The sequence below is a fragment of the Candidatus Sodalis sp. SoCistrobi genome (assembly GCF_900143145.1).
Lineage (GTDB): Bacteria > Pseudomonadota > Gammaproteobacteria > Enterobacterales > Enterobacteriaceae > SoCistrobi.
On record NZ_FRDB01000018.1, the window covers coordinates 1 to 21,440 of the forward strand.

Annotated in this window: 14 protein-coding genes and 2 pseudogenes; 5 read left to right on the forward strand and 11 right to left on the reverse strand. The window is 57.2% G+C overall.

Features of this window, described 5'->3' with window-relative positions; genetic code table 11:
* Window positions 1-229 (forward strand): integrase core domain-containing protein (locus CINSTRO3249_RS02525; RefSeq protein ID WP_143146879.1); only part of this gene is annotated, 229 nt, incomplete at its 5' end.
* 41 nt (window positions 230-270) lie between these two features.
* Here CINSTRO3249_RS02525 and CINSTRO3249_RS02530 read toward each other — a convergent pair.
* Window positions 271-1,370: pseudogene (locus tag CINSTRO3249_RS02530) on the reverse strand (N-acetylmuramoyl-L-alanine amidase); the annotation flags it as partial.
* Between the two features lie 19 nt (window positions 1,371-1,389).
* On the opposite strand from CINSTRO3249_RS02530, the gene CINSTRO3249_RS17080 reads away from it, so the two are divergent.
* Entirely contained in the window at window positions 1,390-1,563 is a 174-nt protein-coding gene (locus CINSTRO3249_RS17080) for a hypothetical protein (RefSeq protein WP_174249716.1), read from the forward strand.
* A gap of 41 nt (window positions 1,564-1,604) precedes the next feature.
* Entirely contained in the window at window positions 1,605-2,948 is a 1,344-nt protein-coding gene (argA, locus tag CINSTRO3249_RS02535; protein WP_074012047.1) for an amino-acid N-acetyltransferase, read from the forward strand.
* Window positions 2,949-3,000: 52 nt separating this feature from the next.
* On the opposite strand, the gene recD is transcribed toward argA, so the two are convergent.
* The 5 genes and pseudogenes from recD to CINSTRO3249_RS02560 all read right to left on the reverse strand — a co-directional run bounded on the left by recD (window position 3,001) and on the right by CINSTRO3249_RS02560 (window position 15,225).
* Window positions 3,001-4,878 carry an exodeoxyribonuclease V subunit alpha gene (gene recD, locus CINSTRO3249_RS02540; RefSeq protein ID WP_074012048.1) on the reverse strand — a complete coding sequence of 626 codons (1,878 nt, stop codon included), beginning with the start codon at window positions 4,876-4,878 and terminating at the stop codon, window positions 3,001-3,003.
* A 16-nt stretch (window positions 4,879-4,894) separates the two neighbouring features.
* Window positions 4,895-8,506: an exodeoxyribonuclease V subunit beta gene (gene recB, locus CINSTRO3249_RS02545; RefSeq protein ID WP_074012049.1), complete on the reverse strand. Its 3,612-nt coding sequence runs from the start codon at window positions 8,504-8,506 to the stop codon at window positions 4,895-4,897.
* A pseudogene (gene ptrA, locus CINSTRO3249_RS02550) lies at window positions 8,430-11,364 on the reverse strand (pitrilysin). Before ptrA ends, recB begins: the two are co-directional and overlap by 77 nt.
* A 112-nt stretch (window positions 11,365-11,476) precedes the next feature.
* Window positions 11,477-14,878 (reverse strand): exodeoxyribonuclease V subunit gamma, encoded by a 3,402-nt coding sequence (gene recC, locus CINSTRO3249_RS02555; RefSeq protein ID WP_074012056.1) that lies wholly within the window; start codon window positions 14,876-14,878, stop codon window positions 11,477-11,479.
* A gap of 86 nt (window positions 14,879-14,964) precedes the next feature.
* Window positions 14,965-15,225: a prepilin-type N-terminal cleavage/methylation domain-containing protein gene (locus CINSTRO3249_RS02560; RefSeq protein WP_074012050.1), complete on the reverse strand. Its 261-nt coding sequence runs from the start codon at window positions 15,223-15,225 to the stop codon at window positions 14,965-14,967.
* A 417-nt stretch (window positions 15,226-15,642) separates the two neighbouring features.
* Between CINSTRO3249_RS02560 and CINSTRO3249_RS02565 the strand changes: the two genes are divergently transcribed.
* Window positions 15,643-16,398, forward strand: coding sequence for a BRO-N domain-containing protein (locus CINSTRO3249_RS02565; protein WP_074012051.1), 756 nt, complete (start codon window positions 15,643-15,645; stop codon window positions 16,396-16,398).
* Between the two features lie 706 nt (window positions 16,399-17,104).
* On the opposite strand, the gene CINSTRO3249_RS02570 is transcribed toward CINSTRO3249_RS02565, so the two are convergent.
* Window positions 17,105-18,505, reverse strand: coding sequence for a tail fiber domain-containing protein (locus tag CINSTRO3249_RS02570; RefSeq protein ID WP_074012052.1), 1,401 nt, complete (start codon window positions 18,503-18,505; stop codon window positions 17,105-17,107).
* A gap of 12 nt (window positions 18,506-18,517) precedes the next feature.
* On the opposite strand from CINSTRO3249_RS02570, the gene CINSTRO3249_RS02575 reads away from it, so the two are divergent.
* Window positions 18,518-19,303: an Ail/Lom family outer membrane beta-barrel protein gene (locus CINSTRO3249_RS02575; RefSeq protein WP_084790099.1), complete on the forward strand. Its 786-nt coding sequence runs from the start codon at window positions 18,518-18,520 to the stop codon at window positions 19,301-19,303.
* 185 nt (window positions 19,304-19,488) lie between these two features.
* On the opposite strand, the gene CINSTRO3249_RS02580 is transcribed toward CINSTRO3249_RS02575, so the two are convergent.
* The 4 genes from CINSTRO3249_RS02580 to CINSTRO3249_RS02595 all read right to left on the reverse strand — a co-directional run.
* Entirely contained in the window at window positions 19,489-20,154 is a 666-nt protein-coding gene (locus CINSTRO3249_RS02580) for a hypothetical protein (protein ID WP_074012053.1), read from the reverse strand.
* Window positions 20,155-20,475, reverse strand: coding sequence for a hypothetical protein (locus CINSTRO3249_RS02585; RefSeq protein WP_074012054.1), 321 nt, complete (start codon window positions 20,473-20,475; stop codon window positions 20,155-20,157).
* Window positions 20,472-21,209, reverse strand: a complete 738-nt coding sequence (locus tag CINSTRO3249_RS02590) for a DUF1983 domain-containing protein (protein ID WP_074012055.1) — start codon at window positions 21,207-21,209, stop codon at window positions 20,472-20,474. The genes CINSTRO3249_RS02585 and CINSTRO3249_RS02590 overlap by 4 nt, the downstream gene beginning before the upstream one ends.
* A 2-nt stretch (window positions 21,210-21,211) precedes the next feature.
* On the reverse strand, window positions 21,212-21,440 hold a 229-nt coding region (locus CINSTRO3249_RS02595; RefSeq protein WP_143146879.1), incomplete at its 5' end, for an integrase core domain-containing protein.

Genomic DNA, 21,440 nt, shown 5'->3' on the forward strand with positions numbered 1-21,440 from the left:
CGGCGACTCCTACGATAATGCGATGGCAGAGAGTATCAACGGGTTGTACAAAACGGAGGTTATCCACCGCGGGAGCTGGAAAAACCGGACGGAAGTGGAGTTGGCCACGCTGGACTGGGTGGACTGGTACAACAACAGAAGGCTGCTCGGGCGGCTGGGTTACATCCCTCCTACTGAAGCCGAAATGAACTATTACGCTTTGCAATTAGCATCAGAGGAAGCGGCGTAGTATTGCCAAAATTACTCTCTAATAAACTCGGGGTTATTCACTTTCAATACCGCGAAGCCCGCCTGATCGACGCTTTTTTTATGCAACTGGGTGATCTTTTGCCCACGTGGCTCAGCACGTGCTTGCCGAATTTCAGGCTGTCGTTAATCGTGGCGGTCTGCATTAAATCGAAAATGGTATGATCCAGGTAGCGATCGCCGCTTTTGCTCACGCCGCCAATGTCATCGGCGGCATTTTGCGTTTGGGCCAGATAGCGGGCCGCCGCGCTGGTGGCGCCCTTAGTGGACAACGCAAAGACCGAGGCGCCGTGGGCGCTACGGCGGGTAAAGGCGTCGGCGTGTATCGAGACGAACAGATCCGCCCGCTGCTTACGTGCCTTGGCCACCCGCACCTTCAGCGGGATAAACACATCCTCATTGCGGGTCATATACACCTGCATATTCGGCTCGCGCTTAATCAGCGCGCTTAAACGGCGGGCGATTTGCAGCACGATATCTTTCTCGCGGGTTTTGAATTTGCCGATCGCGCCGGGATCTTCGCCGCCGTGGCCCGGGTCAAGCATCACCACAACCGGCCGGTCGCGTCCGGCTTTCCCGGCCTTTGGCGCCTGGGACTCCGGCGGCAAGGTGCGTGCCAAATCCCCCTTGTTATAATCTTCCAGCAGCGCCAGCAGCGGGTCGTCTTGCAGCGAGGAACGACTGCCCTCCTGCGGGTAAAGATCCAGCACCAACCTGTGCCGGAAGCCGTGGGCCGGCGCCAGCGTCAAAAAGCGCGGCGCCACTTTCTGTTTCAGTTCCAGCACCAGCCGCACGGTGTGGCCGTCGAACTGGCCGACCCGTAACTGGCCGATATAAGGATCTTCCTGCCGCACCCGCTCCCCTAGCTGGCTGAGCATCGAATTGAGCCGCAGCCCTTCGATATCGAGCACCAGCCGGTCCGGGCTGCTTAGGGTAAAAGTACGGTATTGCAGGGTGACATTGGATTCCAGCGTTACGCGGGTATAGCTTGAGGCGGGCCAGATCCGCACCGCGACGATAGAGGGCACGGCGGCAAGGCCAACCCGGCTGACGCTTAACAGCCAGGTGGCCGCCACGCCTTGCAGCAGCCGCCGGCGAACGTGGTTATGTTCTGACTCAGGCATGTCGCCCCGGTAATAAATTGTGCATTATCTGGAAAACCAATCGTTTATCGTTAACGGCGGAAACTTTAACCAAACCGCCGGCCGCTGTCATCCCGAAAAGCCGGCACAGAGGCGACGTGCGGCAGACTTTGCTCATCTTTACAAACAGGCGCAGAGTGAATCGGGACTTGCCAAGCGGGTGAGAAAAGAATAAAAATACACAAAATAAGAATAATCATTCGCAGAGGACAGGCCGTGAAGGAACGCAGTACAGAGTTGGTTCAAGGTTTTCGCCATACGGTTCCTTATATCAATGCCCACCGAGGCAAAACCTTTGTCGTCATGCTGGGTGGCGAAGCCATTGAGCATGAAAATTTTGCCAGTATCGTCAATGATATCGGGCTACTGCACAGTCTGGGTATCCGCCTGGTACTGGTGTACGGCGCACGGCCGCAAATCGACGCCAATCTGGCGATACATCACCTTGAGCCGATGTACCATAAGCATACCCGCGTGACCGACGCGCCCACTCTCGAACGGGTAAAGCAGGCCGCCGGCCAATTGCAGTTGGACATTACCGCACGGCTGTCGATGAGCCTGAATAATACCCCGCTGCAGGGCGCGCACATCAACGTCGTGAGCGGCAACTTCATTATCGCTCAGCCTCTGGGCGTGGATGACGGCGTGGACTATTGCCACAGCGGCCGCATCCGCCGTATTGATGATGCAGCGATCCACCGCCAGCTGGACGGCGGCGCCATTGTGCTGCTGGGTCCGGTCGCGGTATCGGTCACCGGTGAAAGTTTCAATCTCACCTCCGAAGAGGTGGCGACGCAGCTGGCGATTAAGCTGAAAGCGGAAAAAATTATCGGTTTTTGCTCATCGCAGGGCGTGATTGGCGAGGACGACGATATTATTTCCGAACTGTTCCCCAACGACGCCCAGCGGCGCATTGATCAGTTAGAAGCGCGCGGCGATTACCACTCCGGCACCGTGCGTTTTCTGCGTGGCGCGGTAAAAGCCTGCCGCAGCGGCGTGCGGCGTTGCCATCTTATCAGCTATCAGGAAGACGGCGCCCTGGTGCAAGAGCTCTTCTCCCGCGACGGCATCGGCACGCAGATTGTGATGGAAAGCGCGGAGCAGGTGCGGCGGGCCACCATCAACGATATCGGCGGCATTCTGGCGCTGATTCGGCCGCTGGAACAGCAGGGGATCCTGGTGCGCCGCTCCCGCGAGCAATTGGAAATGGAAATCGATAAATTTACCATCATCGAACGGGACAATATGACCATCGCCTGCGCGGCGCTGTATCCCTTTCCCGACGAGCAGATCGGCGAAATGGCCTGCGTGGCGGTGCACCCTGATTATCGCAGTTCATCGCGCGGCGAAATGCTGCTGACGCGTATCGCTCAACAGGCGCGCCAAATAGGGCTAAAAAAACTGTTTGTGCTTACCACCCGCAGCATTCACTGGTTCCAGGAACGCGGCTTTACCCCGGCGGAGGTCGATATCCTGCCGAACCAGAAAAAGGAACTGTATAACTATCAGCGCCGATCGAAAATTCTGGTGGCCGACCTGGAGACGCACGACGGCCGCTGAGCGATGACGCCATCGCACGCTGCGGGCCGCGCGGTCATCATGCCCGCAAGCGTCAGCGGACGTCGGATGGTTGCGCCGGTGCGGCCGCACCGGCCGCCAGCCGTTCGATAAGGCCGCTGCGCCGCTGGGTTCGGGTGGCAATGGCGTACTGCACCACCTCATCGGTGGCGTAGAGAGAGAGCCGCGCCCGCGCCCGCGTCACTGCGGTATACAGCAATTCTCGCGTCAGCACCGGCACGATTTGATTGGGCAATACCAGCGCCGTATGTTGGAACTCCGACCCCTGAGATTTATGCACCGTCATGGCAAAGGCCGTCTCATGCTCAGGCAGCCGGCTCAACGGCACCGCCCTGATACCGCCATTCGGCAGGGAAAAGTGCACGCGCAGCGTCTGTTCGTCCTCCCGGAGCAAAATACCGATATCGCCATTGTACAGCCCCAGCGACGGCGCATTGCGCACGATCATCACCGGCCGGCCCGCGTAGCCGCGGCCCACGTTGCCAAGACTGAGCAGCCCCGCCCGGCTCAAGGCCTGTTCAATGCGGTCGTTAAGGCCGGCGACGCCAAATGGCCCCTCGCGCAGCGCACACAGCAGGCGGAAGCGGTTAAACGAGTCCAAAATCGCGGCCGGCGCATCTTGGCCGCGCACCCGCTGCAGATAGTCCCGGTAACCGCTAACGCAATCATCCAATAGGCGCTGATAGTCTGCCGCCGCACGCAACGGCGTATAATCTACATCCGCCGCCGTGCCGGCCTGCAACAGCCCCAGCGCGCCCTTGCCGTCGCCGGCGTTGATCGCGTTAGCCAGCCGGCCAATGCCGGAACCCTCGTCAAAGCGGTAGCTTTTACGCAGCAGACACAAACTGTCGGCAACGCCGTAACCGTTACCGTCGCCCCCCGCCGGCAGCGTAAAACCCGTCAACCGCGCCAACTGCGCACGCCGCGCGGGGCTGTAACCGGCCTCGGCGAACTGGCAGATATCCCCCAACACCGCCCCCGCCTCCACCGATGACAGCTGGCAACGATCCCCCAGGAAAATCACCCGCGCCTGCGGCGGCAGCGCCGCAATGACATTGGCCATCATCGGCAAATCGACCATCGACGCTTCGTCGATTATCAGAATATCCACATGCAGCGGGTTGCCGCGGTGATAGCGCATCCGCTGGCTGTTGGGCTGTGCCCCGAGCAGGCGATGCAGCGTTATCGCCTCGCGCGGCAACCGTTGTTTTTGCTCTTCGTCCAAGCCCAGACGCTGCAGCGCCAGACCCAGGGACTCACTCAGCCGTGCCGCCGCCTTGCCGGTGGGGGCCGCCATCAGCATGCGCAAACGCCGGCCGTCGCTAAGCTGCAGCAATGCCGCCAGCAGCTTGGCGACCGTAGAGGTTTTACCGGTGCCCGGCCCGCCGGATATCAGCGCCACCGGATGCGTTATCGCGACCGCCGCGGCAATTTTTTGCCAGTCGATCACCGCAGCGTCGCCGGGAAAGTAACGCGCCAGCACCGCGGCGATGCGGGCTTCGTCGCCGTCCATTGGCGGCCGCGCCCGGTTGAAGAACTGCGCCACCGCGCCTTCATCGCGCCACATGCGCTGTAAATACAGGCGCTGATTGTCCAAGACCAGCGGCGTCGGGCGGGAACCGTCGCTGACCGCCGGCGATGCCAGCAGACGATGCTGCCAATCCGCTTGAGAAGGGCTGCCAGCCAGTAGCCACGCCTGTTGCGCCAGCGGCGGCATTCGGCCGTCAAACAGCCGCTCCGGGGTCAATAGCGCCAGCGGCAGGCAAGTATGGCCGGCGCCGGCATCGGCGCTCAGTTGGGCGCAGGCCAGCATCAGTGCGGGCTCAGCGGGCGTCGCCAGCATCAGGGCGAACTGAACGTCCAGCGGTCGCCACAGGCGCAACCGTTGCGCCTCGGCTAAGATTGCTTCCATCAATGAGCCTCCTGCGTTAGCCCTTTTCCGCCATTGCCGGCCGCGTTGCGCCGGAGAATAACGCGTCGAGCCCGCTGATTAGGGCGCTATCCGGGCGGCAGTGGTAAATGCCGTTTCCCGGCTGCGCCGCATCAGCGCCGCGCAGAAACAGATAATACACGCCGCCGAAATCGCGCGAATAATGATAGTCCGCCAAACGGTGACGCAGATAACGGTGCAGCGCCAGAGTATACAGCTGATACTGCAGATCATAACGGTGGGCAATCATAGCCTGCTCCATCGCCGGCCGGGTGTAAGCGGCGCTCTCTTCCCCCAGCCAGTTGGATTTATAGTCCAGCAAGTAATAGCGGCCCTGCCAGCGGAAAACCAGGTCAATAAACCCCTTCAGCATTCCCTTGACCTGGGGGAAATCCAGCGGTGGGCAGCGTGCCGACAGCGGATCGTGGCGCTTGCAGATCTGATCCAGGTCGCGCGCCTGCACTAACGCGTCGATGGGCAGATAAAATTGCAGTTCAGCCAGCCGGCTGTCGGGCGTCAGACGCGCGAGAGAAAGCGAGCCGCCGTCCAGCGGCATAGCGATAATTTTTTCCATCCAGTCCGTTATCACCGGCAACCAGACGGCGTCGATACCCTGTTGTATCAGCCGTTCGCTGAGCCACTGCGGGTCCAGTGGCCGATTAAAATCCAGGGTTTCAAACAGGCCGTGCAAAAACGTGCCCGGCGCCGCGCCGCGCGGAAAGGTATGCGGCGTCAGCTGCAACATCTCCTGCTGCCCACCCTCCCCCGCGGCGTCGACATCCAGCCGCGGCTGTAACTCCATCACCACCGAGCTGCCGTGCCGTTGCAATCCTGAATAGCTGGTGACCCGCCAGGGATCCCGCGGCGGTTCAGTCCAGCGGCGGGCGCTTAGCGCCGGCGCTGACTCCACCGCGGGTGTAAGCGGTTGCGCCGGCGCGGCCTGGGCTTCGCAGAGGACAATATCGCCACCGGCGCGGCTTGCCAGCGCCGCCAACCGTTGGCGCAACTCATCGGCATCGCCATCCTGGCCCTGCTGAATCAAGTAACCCGGCGCGCTTAGATGCAGATCGCTGGCGCCGGTTTTTTTACGGCTACCGCGATACAGCGGCGCAATGCCGAGACTGCAATGATAAATGGCGCGCGTTAGGGCCACATACAGCAGCCGCAAATCCTCCGCTAGCCGCTCCTCCTCCGCCAGCAGCAGACTCTCCTGCGCCGCGCGGAGATCCAGCCAGGCCCCGAACGCCTCGCGATCATGGAACAGCGGCCGCTTTTGCACGCGAAAATCGGCCGCGAACGGCAGGAACACCAGCGGGAACTCCCGCCCTTTCGATTTATGTACCGTGATGATTTGCACCAGATGACGATCGCTTTCCAGCCGCAATTGCTGATTCGCCGCCTGCGAGTTAGGAGACACTATCTGCAACGCCAACCAACGGACCAGCGCATATTCGTTCTCCAGCTGTGTCGAGGCTTCCTGCAGCAGTTCACCCAGATGCAACACGTCGGTCAACCGGCGTTCGCCGCCCTGGCTGGCCAAAAGATTTTCCGCGATGCGATGGTTCATCATCATCTGACGCAGCATCGGTAATACGCCGCTTTTTTGCCAGCGCTGGCGATACTCGGCAAATTCCTCAACCCGTTGTTCCCAAAGCCGTTCATCGTTATTCAGCGCGTCGATGGCGACGGCGTCAAAGCCCAGCAGGCCGGTGGCCAGCGCGCTGCGCAGCGCGGTATCTTTTTCCGGCGTCAATACCGCTTGCAGGATCCATTGCAGTTCGCGTGCCTCGGGCGTGTCAAAGACGCTATCCCGGTTAGACAGATACACCGTCGGGATCATCAGCGCCGCCAGCGCATCGCGCATCAATGCCGCCTCGTGGCGATTGCGTACCAGCACCGTGATATCCGACGCCTGCAGCGGCTGCCGGCCCCGCCGGCCTTCCAACCAGGCCTCACCCTCACGGGCGGCGTAAAGCCAGTCGCGGATGGTGGCGGCGCATTGCCGCGCCATGCACTGTTGGTATTCGCTTACACCCACGCCGGCCCCCGGCTGTAGCCAAACGCGCAGCGCCGGCTGCGGCTGTCGTTGCACCACCAGCCGCAAACCGGCGTTGCTTTCGGCGGCCGCCACCGGCAAAAAAGGGATGGCGCTGAAAATAAACGGCGCCGGCAGGCTTTGGAACAGCTGATTCACCGCATTGATCATCCCCGGCGCTGAGCGCCAGTTGGTATCAAGGGTATAGTGAGCGTCTACTTCACTGCGGGCACGCATATAGGTAAAAATGTCCGCGCCGCGAAACGCGTAGATCGCTTGTTTCGGGTCACCTATCAGCAGTAAGGCACAATCAGGCTTATCGCCGTAAACCCGGCGGAAAATACGGTACTGCTGCGGGTCGGTGTCCTGAAACTCATCAATCATCGCCACCGGATAGCGCGAGCGCAACGCGTCGGCCAACGCTTCACCGCCGCCGCCGGCCAGTGCCCGGTCCAGACGGCTAAGCAGATCGTCAAACCCCAGCTCCGCCCGCCGCCGTTTTTCCTGCTCCAACGCCTGGCGCATCTCCGCCAACGCCATCACAAAGATCAGCTCGCGCAGCGACGGCCGGTGCTGCTGAAAAGCCTGCACCGCAGCAAAGAGCGCATGGTGAGGCGGACAGCCGGCGGTGGTTTTTTCTGCTAATACCTCGCTTGAAAACCGTTCCAGCTCATCCGGTACCTGATAGTCGACGGTGGGCTGCTCCGCCCAGTAATTGACTTTCGCCAGCCAGGATGGCAGGTTTTTACTGCTATACACCCGCCGGTCGAGTTTGTGAGCGTCAAGGATCGTCGGAATTTCCGCCGCCGCCGCGCGCCACTGCCGCTTCAGGTCGTCAATACCCGCAATAATGCGCGCATGCCGTGCCAGGATAGACTCGCTTAACGCCGGCGGATCGCGCACCTCCGGTGGCTCCCCCTGCAGATACGGCAGCAGTTCCGCCAACAGGTTTTCCGGCCCTTGCCAGTGCTGCTGTACCATGCGCGCAACCTCCAGCGGCAACGGATAGCAGTGGCGGCGCCAGAAGTCAGCGCTCACCTGCTGGCGCAGCAATGTTTCATCTTCTAGTAGAGTCTGCTGAAACAGCATGCCCGATTCGACGGCGCTGTGGTTCAGCATACGCTGGCAAAAACCATGAATGGTGAATATCGCCGCCTCGTCTATCTGCCGCTCCGCCGCCAGCAAATGCAAAGCGGCAAGCCTATGATCGTCGAGCTGCGCCAACAGCGCCGCCAGCAGCGGGTCCTCGCTCTCACCGCGCATGCAGGCCAGCCGCAGCCGGTGGATATTTTCACGAATACGCCCGCGCAGCTCCTCGGTGGCGGCCTCGGTAAAGGTTACCACCAGTATTTCTTCCACGCTCAAGGGCCGCAGATACGCCGCCTCACCGCCCAGCCCGAGCAGCAGACGCAGATAAAGCGCCGCCAGGGTGTAGGTTTTCCCGGTACCCGCCGACGCCTCGACGAGGCGGGTGCCCTGCAGCGGCAATGTCAGGGGGTTAAGGCTCTTGGCGGTCTTCAACGCGTTCGGTTTCCTTAGGTTGCACCGGCAGCGCCTGCTGCAGCGCGGAGGCATTGGGGAACAGGGTCCAGCCGGCGGGATGAGCATAATCGGCCGGATCGCTGCCCTCGCCGACGCCGGAAATTTCCGACAACAAGGCCAGCCCCTGCTGCTTAATGACCGCCTGCTGGTAATATTCGCTTAGCTGCGATTGCGTCAGCGACCGCATACGGGCAATGAGACGTTCGCGCGTATCAAAGCGCATATTATCGCGATCCAGATCGCCGGTATAGAGATCCACTTCTTCGCCCAGCGTCTGGGGTTTTTGCTGCAGCTGGACGATGACGCCCTGCTTGTACTGCTCGAAATCCGCCGGTTCCAGGGCGCCCAGCCGCTTGGCGGTCTGCGCGAAAAACGCCTGATAGCGCTGGTAAAGATACGCCGGCTGATAGCGGCCGCTTTGCAGTACAAAGCCGACCCCGGCCCGATCGCCGACAAAGACAGGCAGCATAAACACGGCGTAGCCCAGCTGCTCTTGCGTACGCAATTGTTTGTAAAACCAGGATTCAACCATTTGCGATAGCAGATAACTGCACGCCATTCCTTCGATACGATCATACCTCAGGGGAACATAGACCGCCGCCAGAGCGGAATCGGTGCTGTCGAGCCGCTTCTGGATAATCGCCTGCAGCGGCGTGGCGACGGTGGCTTTATCGGCGCGCCGCCAGTCCGTGCCGGTCAGCTCAAGGCGTGTTTTCAACCCGCGAGAGAACGTTTCAGCCTGCTCGGAGGTCAGATTGCCGACCACCAGCACGTCCAGGGCGGTGGGTTTAATCAGCGTGGCGCGATAGTCCATCACCTCCTGCAGCGTGATGCCGTCGATAAGCGCCCGCCGCGCATCCCGCTCTATTATAGGGAATATCGGACAAGACCTTGGCCGGGATAATCGCCTGAGAGTAGGCTTTGCTTTTGTCCGTGCCATCTAATTGCTGACGAAACCAGGTCTTGGCCTGTTGCAGCTGCTGCGCCGTTGGTGATATCGCCAGATAGCGGTCCAGCAGCGCATTCACCAGCGGCACCAGTCGCTGGGTATAGCCGCTTGCCTTGATAGTCAGACCATCGTTGGCGTAGGAGGAAAAGCTGATACCGCCTACGTAGGCCTGATTGCTCAACTCCGCCAGTTCGAGATTGGAAAGATAGTCGTTTAGTGAATAGAGCACCTGGTTGCGCGCGCTGCTCATGGCCGCGGCATTGCGAAAGTTCAGCGTGATGTCGGCGCGCGGTTCGTCGGCGAAAGTGCGGCTAGGCATGTAGTGCAACCGAAGCCCTGGCTCGTCGATCAGGGTTTCCGGGTGTTCGGGATGACGCGTGCTGCGGATCAGGCTGAAATCGTTGGCGATATAAGGATTAAGCGCCGGCAGTGCCAGCACAATCGAGCGCTGTAACCGCTGCCAAAGGGCGATCTGCGTTGGCGTCAGTTTACTGACCTGATAAGGGGCATCGACAAAGTAAGCGGTTTTGTCGTGCGGCGCATCCGGGCTGATAAACCAGACGCGGGCGTGCTGCGGCGTCATGGCGTCAAGGCGCGCGCCGATGGCGGCGGGATCGTAGCGGTCGGCCAAATAAGAGGCATCGAGCACGTGTTGCACCGGCACCCGCAGCATGGAATCCACCAGCCATTCGATATAGTCCATGTTGCGGGTCATGACCGGGAAACGGAAATCCTGATCCAGCACGTGGGCAATTTCGTCAAAATAATGGCGCTGGATCCCTTGATGCCGCAGCAGTGACAAATAAGCGAAAATAGCAGCCACTACCCGGTCGCGCTGCTCATACCCTTTGTCGGAAAGGGAAGCGGCGATGGCGAAAACACCGCCGTTGCGATTGACCATCGGATCGGCGCCGGCGTCGATGGCGTCCGCCAGCCCCTCTTTCTGCAGCCAGTCCGCCAGCGTGCCCGGGCTACGGTTGCCGATAAGGTAGCTGATGTAGGTGTCCGTTTTGCTGCGAAACGCGGCGCTATTGTTGGCGATGGGGAATTCGAGGCGCAGCATCTTCCGCGGCTGAACCGGCTGATAATGAATCACGATACCGGTTTGGGCAGCGGTAACCGCCGGCACGGTAATCGGCAGCACCGACGCGTGATGGTTGACGATGCGGCCAAACGTGGCGGCCGCCAGCGTCGCCATTTGGGGCAGCGATTGATTACTGTAGATGACCCCAACCATCAGGTTGGCGGAATAATAGCGTTGGTAAAAATGCTTCAGCGCGTCGTGCAGCCGGCTGTCGGGCTTATCGCTCAAGGTGTCAAGATTGCCACCCGAGAAACGCGAGCCCGGGTGAGCCGGATTCATGGTTTCAGAGCGGATCTGCGCCATGCGCAGGCCGTCGCTGGCGCGGGCCATTCTAAGCTCGGCGTCCACCGCATGACGCTCTTTATCGGCATAAACCGGATCCAGCCGCGGCGCGGCGATGGCGTCCGCCAGCCGGTCGATCGCCGGTTGCAGCGCGTCGTTTTCCACCTCCAGATAGAAGGCGGTTCGGTAGGAGGCGGTGCTGGCATTATGATCGCCGCCGTGCTTTTTCAGAAACTCAGACAGATTTTCCGGTTCTGGATAGTGGCGCGACCCCATCAGGATCATGTGTTCCAGATAATGGGCCAGGCCAAGCTGATTGTGCGGATTCTCCAGCGACCCCACCGGCACGGCCACCGCCGCCAGGGATTTGACCGCATCCTTATCGCTCACCAACAGCACCGTCATACCATTATCCAGCCGAATAGCCTGATAGTGACGGGGATCCTGACTGCTTTTTTGGATGACCTCCTTTACCGGTTGCCATCCGCTTTGCGCCCATCCCGGCGCCGTTGCGCTCATAAAAAACAGAGCGAAACACAACAACCCGTTAACCAGTCTCGACATTCCTCTCTCCAATACCTGCCTTGCGGGCCGTTCCTGACCACACTCTTTTTTTAGAGTAACACTCTCGTGTTAAAACAAACGTCACAGCGCGTACATCTGTCGCCGGGGCGGCAGGCCTGCTGCATCAGGCTTTCTTTTCGCGTTTCACCGGCTCAGTCTGCGCCAGATTAAACATAAAAGGTGGCAACAAATACTTTTCCGCGGCCAAGATAATTGCCGCAATATGTTGTTCATCCAACTGACGTATCAACCGCTGCAGATAAGGATCCTCACCTTCGCCGGGAACATGGCTGTTGCCCTGCCAGGCCTGGATAAGTTTATCACGCGCCTGCCGCTGCCGGCTCTCGTCCCAATCGATGCTCTGCGTCGATCGGTCGTAGCAGTGGCTTAACCATGCCCCCCCCGATCGGGGCAACAGCAGTAGCGGTGCCGCCATACCCTGACAGTAGCCGGAAACCAGCGAAAGTAAAAACCCTTTTGCCTGAGCGGCGGGCAGCGGCGCAAAATGCCATTCCCCGCGCATGCCGAACATCCGGCTCTCACCTTCGCCGCCCATAGCGCAGTAAGCCAGATGCTCCAGCCACAGCTTCAGGCCGTCCCGGGCCGATAACGCGCCGGGACGCCAGCGCAGCAGACCGTTCTTCTGCACGTGGGGCAGCCAGCCGCAAAGCGTCACGTCCTCCAGCGTCAGATCCACCTCAAGACTGTGCGTTTCCGGCAATCGCCACGTTCGTACCTGCTCAGCGAGCGCCGCCATGTCCTGACATTGTTTGGCCCAGTACAGCTCGCCGAAAGCGCCATAGGGCAACAGACCGGCGGCGCGCACCTGGCGAAACAGCCGGTCGGTGCTCTCCCCGTCGATAAGGGCGTTCACCAGTCGGTCATTGAGTTGATAGCGGGACAGACCGTCAATGACAAAAGGTTCGTCCGCCGCCAGCTCAAGCGAGGTCTGGTGGAAAGACACCGCCAAACGCTGTGCAAACCAGGCGCGCACCGGGTGACGATAAAAGCGCAGCAGTTCTTCCAGCGCCAGCGCCTCGCAGGGCGGCGCCGTCAGGGGAGCGACAAAATCCGGCTGCGGCTCGCCCCCGGCGCTGGCGGCCGGCAGCCACTCGGCGGCAAAGCTTTGGTTTTCGCTATCCGGCACAAAATTTTCCGGCGCGAAAGGCATGCGGCTATGCCACTGCCAGAGATGCGCACGCACACGGTCGGCGCTCTCGGCATCGGCGCACGCATCGCCGGGCAGGTAAAAACTTTGGGCGATATAATCGCTCAGCTCGCTCACCAGCACCGACGGATAACGCGGGGTATTGTCCTGTATGGCGCGGCCGATAAAACTGATATAGAGCCGCTGCTGCGCGGACAACATCGCCTCCAGGAACAGGTAGCGGTCATCATCACGCCGGCTGCGATCGCCGCGTCGGGGCTGCTGCGCCATCAGGTCGAACCCCGCCGGCGGCAGCGTGCGCGGATAAACGCCGTCATTCATGCCCAGCAGACACACCACCCGGAACGGTATAGAGCGCATAGGCATCAAAGTGCAAAAGTTGATGGTCCCGGCCAGAAAACGCTGGCTAACCCGCTCCTGATCCAGACGCGAGGCCAGTTCATCCCGCAGCAGCGTCACCGGCACCGGTTGGTCATAGCCCACCTGCAAACCGCACTGAAGCACCTGCTGCCACTGATTTTCCAGCAGCGCCAGCGCCGCTTCGGCTTCAGCGTCAGGCGTAAAGAAATCCTCACTCATTTCGCGGGCGCAGCTCAGCCAGGCATCCAGTGAACGGGGTTGGGCAAGCCGGTCGCGCCACTGGCGCAGCCGCATCAGGAGCTCCGCCAGCTGTCCGACCAGACCGGCTATCAAACCGCTCGATTCGTCGTAGGGCAAAATGCCCTGCCAGTCGCCGCTCTCGCTGTCCATGGCATAGCCCAGCAACATGCGCGTCAGGCCAAACTGCCAGGTATGCTGACCGGTGGCGGGCAGCATCAGCTCACGCAGGGTGTCGTCGTCCAGCCCCCAGCGGATACCGGATTCCGCTACCCACTGACGCAGCAGTTGCAGCTCCTGCTCGTCAATGGCAAAGCGGGCCGCCAGCGCCGGTACCTCCAGCAACGCCAGAACCTGCTCGGCGGCAAAACGACTGCGTGGTAACTCCAGCAGGCTGAGAAACGCCGGCAGCACAGGGTGGAGATGACGCGCCCGGCGGTCGGAAATGGCGAAAGGCAGATAGCGCTCCCCGCCGGCGCTGCCGAACACCGCCTGGATCGCCGGCGTGTAGCGGTCGATGTCGGCCACCATGACGATCACATCCCGCGGCCGTAGCGTGGGATCCTGCGCAATCATCCCCAGCAGGCTATCGTGCAGGACTTCCACTTCCCGCTGCGGGCTATGGCAGACATGCAGGCTCAGCGAACGATCGTCTGGCTGCAGCGGCCGCTTGCCGCCACCCTCTAGCGGCGTCACGGGACCCAGACCCATCACGGCGTGGTCCTCGAGCATCAAGATGTCGCTCTGCAGCAGGCTTAGCAGGTTATCCCCCGCCGGCTCGACGAACGCATCTACCTCCGCAACACCGTCCATCTGCGCCAGCAGGTAGAGATTATCGCGCCCCTGTTTGCCCCAGGAGGCCAGCAGCGGATTACCGGTTTGCTGTTCTCCTAGCTCGTCAAACAACGCGTCAGCCTGTTCGGGGCGCCGGAACAGCCCCTGCTCGGTTTGCTGCTGATAGTGCCGGCGGCGACGGTGCAGCAACCGCGCGAGAAAAGCGCGATCGCGGATGTCCCCCCAGTAATAGCGGCACGGATTGGTGAACAGCAGGTGAATATCGATATGGCGGCCCAGCGCCTGCAGCGCCTGTAAATAAGTGGGCGGCAGTGCGGAGATGCCGCAGATAAATACTCTGTCGGGCAGCCCCGGCGGCCGCGTCTGACTCTCCGTCAGAGTCTGGATAAAGCGTTGGTACAGATTGGCGCGGTGCCACAGCGGCTCCCCTGCCCGTTCCGTTTCCGCCACCAGCGCCCGCCAAAGCGGGGCCTGCCACCGCTGCGCCTCGCCCACGCCGTCAATCAATTCGCCGCGCTGCCAACTTTCCAGCCAGTCGGGGCGGTATACCAAATACTGGTCGAACAGGTCGGCTATCCGGGCAGCAAACTGAAAACCCTTACGCTTATCCTCGTCGTCGCGCAGATAGTCGCTAATCACCGCGAAATCAGGTTGCTGGCACAGGCGCGGCAGCAACGCCATCAGCCGCCAGGTCATCGCCGGTTTTGCAAACGCGCTTTCATAAGGAATATCGGGCAACACGCGGGTAAACATCTGCCAGATAAAGCTGGCGGGCAGCGGAAATTCAATGTTGGCCGCAATGCCAAACTGTGCCGCCAGTTCCATCTGCATCCACTGCGCCATACCGTTGCTTTGCACCAGAATGACTTCTGGCTGGAACGGGTTGCGCAGCGGCCGCCCTGCGATCAGCGCGGCGGCAAGTGTCTTGAGCAGATCCAGCTGATTGGAATGATAAACGGTAAACATAAACTCCTCGCCATGCGCGCCTGCCGCCTTGGGACACATTAACTGCCTGCGCCCACTCTATCGTGATTAGCCCGGAACACAAGTGATCACGTACGCGTTGTGCCGTCGGGATCCTGACAAACCCATTCGCTTAAGCTGATGCGTTCACCGGTATTCATGATGACCGTGGCGGTGGCCCGCCGGCAGCCTTCGGCACAGGGACGCTCAATCAGGATAACCCGCCAGCCTGGCGGTCGAGCTAGCGCACCCGAGGCCGCCGGCTGACGCATCAACTCCAGGCTTTGATGGCTCAGGCTTAACGCCAACGTGACGTCCTGCAGGCGCCGCTGTAAAACCGGCAGCAGCATTAAAACACATAAAAGATATAAATATCAATACATTGACCGCGTTGCTCGCTCAAAAAACAGGCGACAAAACACAACAAAGCACGACAATACACGACATTTTTATCAATAACTTACCGCTCATTTCGACCTGACGACTACGCCAGAATCACCCAAATTTGACCGCCGAACTCCCCACATTTGACGAAGGAAATCCCATGCGCTATAGTCGCTTTCAGGTGCTGAACACACCTCTAACAGCGGATACCGCGCCCGAAAGTAATGCGGTTTTTTTACGTCCATAGATTGTTATGGTTGGGTAGCGAGTAGCGATACAACACCCGTTAGGGAAAAGCTGCTGGCCGTCTGTTAGCGGTGTTCAAGTACCCGACCGCCCATATGAACAATGGGTAAACTGAACAATCTAACAGGGCATTAAAAATGAGCATTCAATCTTTTTCATTTAAAGAATCTCACAATGTACGTATCCAAGTAATCGATGGTGAACCCTGGTTCTGTCTCAAAGATGTATGTGAGGTTCTCACAATCGCAAACTCACGCCGTGTTGCCGCTGAAGTTCTAGATGATAGTGGGGTACGCAAAACGGACGTCATCGATATCATGGGTCGCGAGCAAGAAGCAACTTTCGTCAACGAACCCAACCTCTACCGCGTTATATTCCGTAGCAACAAGCCCGAAGCGAAGCAATTCCAAGATTGGGTATTCAACGATGTACTTCCCTCAATCCGCAAGACCGGCAAGTACGAGCATCCCGTTTACAAGCCAGAGTCCCACGAACTCTTCACCGCTAACGATACCTCCAACCTTGCCCGCCTGATTTGGCACATGAGCCATAACTTCCGCTTCAAGCAGGCGTGGAGCAATGGCATCTGGTACGCTTTACGCGAAGTCACTGGCATTCCCTCACCGCAGCCGATGGAAGTCCGCCATATCCCCCATATCGCCCGAGAATGCGAACGCATATGGGCTGTGATTGAACGCCTGCAATCTGCTATGGTAGAGGCTGAGAGGAGAACCATTCGGCAACTGGTACGCAAGCGTGAGAACGTAGATAGCGTGATGGGTAAAATCGATAGCTTGCTCACAGAGGCCAGCCAGAGCAACGCCTTCATGCTCACCGATACGCTGACCCGCTGGCACAAGTCCGAGCTCGGCCAGTTCGCGCAGAGGCACTGATGGCCGCCCCGGCTCGTTGAGGGCCGGGATTCATCCGATGGCATAAAGAATAGCCGCTATCGTCAATCCAGCTGAAGCAATCAGCAGTGAGATGCCAATGCAGATAGACAAAATCCGCTGGGCGGCATCCGCGCCCTCTCTGCTCGTTGTTCCGAGAATAATTAACATGCTACCACCAACGTATCTGCCCTATTAGATAGCCCGCGGAGGCAGTGAACAGAACCAGCCACAGCATAATGAACTTCCAGCCTGGTAATTGCTTAATCATGAGTCGCAACTCCCTTATTAATTTGCTAAAATCTATCACAACGGCCTCCTTGACCGTAGTACTGCTAGATTCATGAAAAAGCCCCGCACTGCTTGTAACAGTCGGGGCTTCCGTTTTTCAGGCACAAAAAAACCGCTCTCAGCGGTCGGGGTAAGGCTTTATTTCCTACATCTATCCAACGATCGTTTTTACCGATTGATACGCGGTATTCGATCGTTATTACCACTTTGCATTACTCCGGTAAAAAGCGGTAAATCCCATTTTTACAGAAGCGTTTTCTACATGAAGTTATTCAAAGGAATGAAGCGAGCATTTCAGTTAATGGTGATTGTTATGCTTATAACATATTTTTTGTTTGGTATTATCCTTGCACGACTATTTCCCAGCAAAGATGACTTACCGCCTCATTACTATGACGAATAAGCGCTATCCGATGTATCAGGTATTATCCGAACCCTGCGCCACAGACACCGTGCTCATCGACGCTTTAAGCGCATCTATCTCAGCCTGCTGCGCTTTTACTTTCGCGGACAGGTCTTTTATCGCTTCAATCAGCAACGCCGATATGCTGCCATAAGCAATGGCTTTAACATTCTTGACAATGGAGCCATCACTCTCATGGTAATCGCCTGAATTGCTCACAGCCTCAGGCAGAACCTTTTCCAACTCATCGGCCATCACACCCGCCTGACGATTTTTGGCAAGGACATAAGTGTAGCCCGTCAGCGTTTCGACTTTTGCAAGACCATTTTCTATTTTCTCAATATCGCTTTTTATCCGGCGGTCAGAGTTATTTTGCCAGTGACCCTGCTGGGCATAGGCATTGCCATCATCCCTAAAAACGAACCACTTAATGTTACCGCCACCGCGATTGATAAGCAGACGATGTTCATAATGGCTGCCCACCACATCAACACCGTAAAATTCCGTACTCATGGGCTGGCCCGGATAAGGGTAGTACCGGCATTCACCTGCACGTGTTTCGTTGCCGCTGCGCCCCTTGCCATAAAAATGCAGAATATCCGTGAGATGGCCGCCGGCTGCCAGCGAAACGGGTTTGCCAAACGTCGCACCGCCGCTGGCGCGAAACTCGCCGGTGTTGTGAAACTCAAATGTGCCATCCTGTCCGCCAGACCAGACATGAAACCTCATAGCGGCCCACTTACCTATTTGCTCCCAGAAATAGATGTCACTGCCCTGAGCGCCCTCTCCCTGCAAGCGTAGTCCTTGCGTATTACGGGCATTATTGGCCTTGTCATAGATGGCTCCCGACTTCACCAGATAATCCGCACCTGTAAATTTGGCGTTTCCTTCCACCGTCAACGGGCCATTAACAGTGCCGCCGGTTTTATCCAGTTTGGCCTCTAGCGCTGTTTTATCGGCCTTGCCATCCAGAGCCGATTTATCAGCCTTGCTCGCAACATCCGCCGTCAGCTTTTTGAACGAGCTCAACGTGACCTCCGTACCGTCCGGCGCTTCCAGCGTCACCTCACCCTCGCCGGTCATGATTTGTTGCCAGCCGTCCATCTGGCGCTGATAATAGCGAAGCTGGGCCGAGATCTCACGCCCGAAGTCAACGTATGAGCCGCCGTTATAGGTCACGATGGCGTAGGACGCCTCCTTGACGGCTTTGGGCGGCCCGGACACCAAAAGCAGCTCTGTGTCGTTCACCACGCTGGCAATTTCATACAGCGCCACCGTGCCCGTGCCCGTGCCGGGCAATAGCAACATCTGTCCGGGGCCAATGCCCTGTTTGTTGTCCGCCCAGCGGGTACCGTGACCCGTGGCTTTTTTACTGTTGGCCGCTATCGAGAGCGTACCGGTTTTGTACCATGCCATGTGTTACCTCTAATGATTTTAATCGTTAAACGCATGTTTTTTTGCTACAGCAAAACCCATGTGTTAGATTTTCCATCGTTGTTTCAATTTCTAATAAAGAGAATTTTAACCATGCATATGATAGGGAAATTTTATTCGTTGTTGGCTTTATCCATTATGGTTGCACCTCATGTCTATGCTGCAGCTGGTGATCAGACTGTTTCAGTCGGATATGCGCATGTTAATGGTGGCTTCGCACACGATGCTTATTTAAAAAATAAAGCTGATTATGACTCCCATCTTAAAAATATTCCTGACGGTAAACTACTCTCCCATAATTCGGATAGTGAAAAAGATCCGCAAGGTTTCTTTGTCCGTTATCGCTACGAATTTGATGATGTTTGGGGAATAATGGGTGCATTGAATTATGCATCTACTGCAAGGTATAACGAGTTTGTAACTGCACCGCCAAAAATTGCGGATAAAAAGCAATCGCAAATGGATGAGCATTTTACCAATAGTCTAAAAATACAATCTATTTCTCTGCTTGTTGGCCCGAGTATCAGAGCTAACGAGTGGGTAAGCCTGTTTGGACTGGTTGGTGCGACACATCAAAAACTTGAAAATGCGATGTATCACTACAAAAAAAAGCCACGTATAAACATGAGACAGAATTCAATATCGAATAAGACAGAGTTTGCCTATACATTGGGGATGCAATTTAATGTTTATAAAGATTTTGTCATCGATGCTGCCTGGACGGGAACTAACAGTGGTAACGCCAATGGATTCAATTTAGGGATGGGCTACAGATTTTAGCTGACTGGCTTGGATACAATAGCCGTGTAACCGAAGCACCTCCCCCCTCATGTACTGTATAGTATTTGTATGCTGGGCGGGGGATAATACCAGCAGTATTTTTTTTTAATTTCACCAGCCAGCATCTATCTTCCTCGGTTAAGAAAAGCATTTCAGAATCCCCGTCACGATTGAATGAATAAAAATTAATAACCTGTCACATCGATAATCAGTATTGATAAACCAAACAAGGATGCTGTATAGGCTTTTTCATCTTCATCCCGGTACCACCAACTGTCCCTGAGTACATCGATGTGGAAAGTATTATCACTGATTTTGAAGCACGTACTATCGCTATACATCCTTTCGCCGCTGGTTGTGTATTTTTTAATTCCACCCCCAACGGCAATGGCATATTTTTTTCCATTAGGGATTGTGTATTTCCAGCCTGACGCTCCACCCTCAAGATTAAACACATCAACAATGCGAAGAATAGCCCAGTTGCTATTAAATACCTCTTGCAATGTGTTGGGATTTCGGACCTGCACTCCATGAGTAGATTGAAAATAGTGCGTATTATTGCCTGTAAAACAAAAAATCTCACACTGTCCCGCCGGAGAACGATAAAGCTGCCCTATGCCACTCAGATCGAAATTAAACACACAAAACTGTGAAGGGATAAAAGCAAGCAAACTTTCTGGCGGTGCTGTAAAGGGATAATGGACCCATTTCCCATACTCCCCCCATGAGCTACTTCCCTCGCTTCCCCCAGGCAAAGGAAACGTTGCCTTTTTATACAAACTCATATTTTTATAAAGCCCGTCTATCTGCAAAATGCCATGCTCGCCTCGCACCTGAAGCCCATACGCCATTTAGCGCACCCCATAATATAATTTGCCAGCACCCACCACAGGGACGCCACTGCCACCCTTTGAAACTGTTACATCAACGACAATATCCGTTCCACTCATCGTGATGGCCCCTTTCGCTTCTATCTGGAAAAATCCTGTATGGGAAAACCAGTAAAACATTTCCCCCATTCCAATCAGCTCGGGATGAGAAAAGGTTTTCTGAAAGCGGCTATTCCAACGCAGAGGAATTTCATGATAGCCCACAATACGCGCCGTCCGATCTGTGGTATTCAGCACAACAGAACCATTGTGCCTGACTTGTAATCCGTACAGTGTCTTCATGAAAACAGCCGCCCCATATTTACCACCCAATTACCATTGTAATAAGCACGGAATCCCTCCGCATCTTGCTCGGTGCCGGCTCCATTTTTAACGTTATAAATAGCCATAACCTTGGACTGGAAATCTAATCGCATGCCTTTTTTCGTTATCGGATCATAGTCCTTAGAACGAATATCCATACCCACCACGATCCTTTCAATGGTGCCCTGGTCGATAAACGCCTCATTGATAAAGACTTGGCCATTCTGCACCACAAACGGCACCGTCACCTGACCATTTGACCGGTTCAGCAGCGCCAGCCGGTCCGCCTCAAACAGCACCTGCGTTTTGACCTGACCGTCCTTGACCTCAGCACCAATCGCCATGCCCGCCGAATGGTATTCATCGTTATGGGTGATGCCCGCTTTGACGCTGTGGATAGCCTGACCGTCGCCATTTTGCTTAAACACCGTCGTCGCTTTGGTCTCTATCGCTGCCTCGTTCTCGCCCAGCTTGGCCGATACATGCTCCAGCTTCTCGGCAAACGCCTGTGTCTCATCCACCAGGGTAGTGCGCACCTCGAGGATTTCCGCCTTGCGCTCACCGTTCTCCTTGCGCCAGCGCTGCATATCCGCATTGTTCGCCAGGGCCGTTTCAATGAGGCCGCTGGTGTTGCTGTTTACCTGCCCCGACAGCGCGTCCCACGCTTCACTGGTGTGAATAACCCCGAGTTTATTAGAGAGTAATTTTGGCAATACTACGCCGCTTCCTCTGATGCTAATTGCAAAGCGTAATAGTTCATTTCGGCTTCAGTAGGAGGGATGTAACCCAGCCGCCCGAGCAGCCTTCTGTTGTTGTACCAGTCCACCCAGTCCAGCGTGGCCAACTCCACTTCCGTCCGGTTTTTCCAGCTCCCGCGGTGGATAACCTCCGTTTTGTACAACCCGTTGATACTCTCTGCCATCGCATTATCGTAGGAGTCGCCG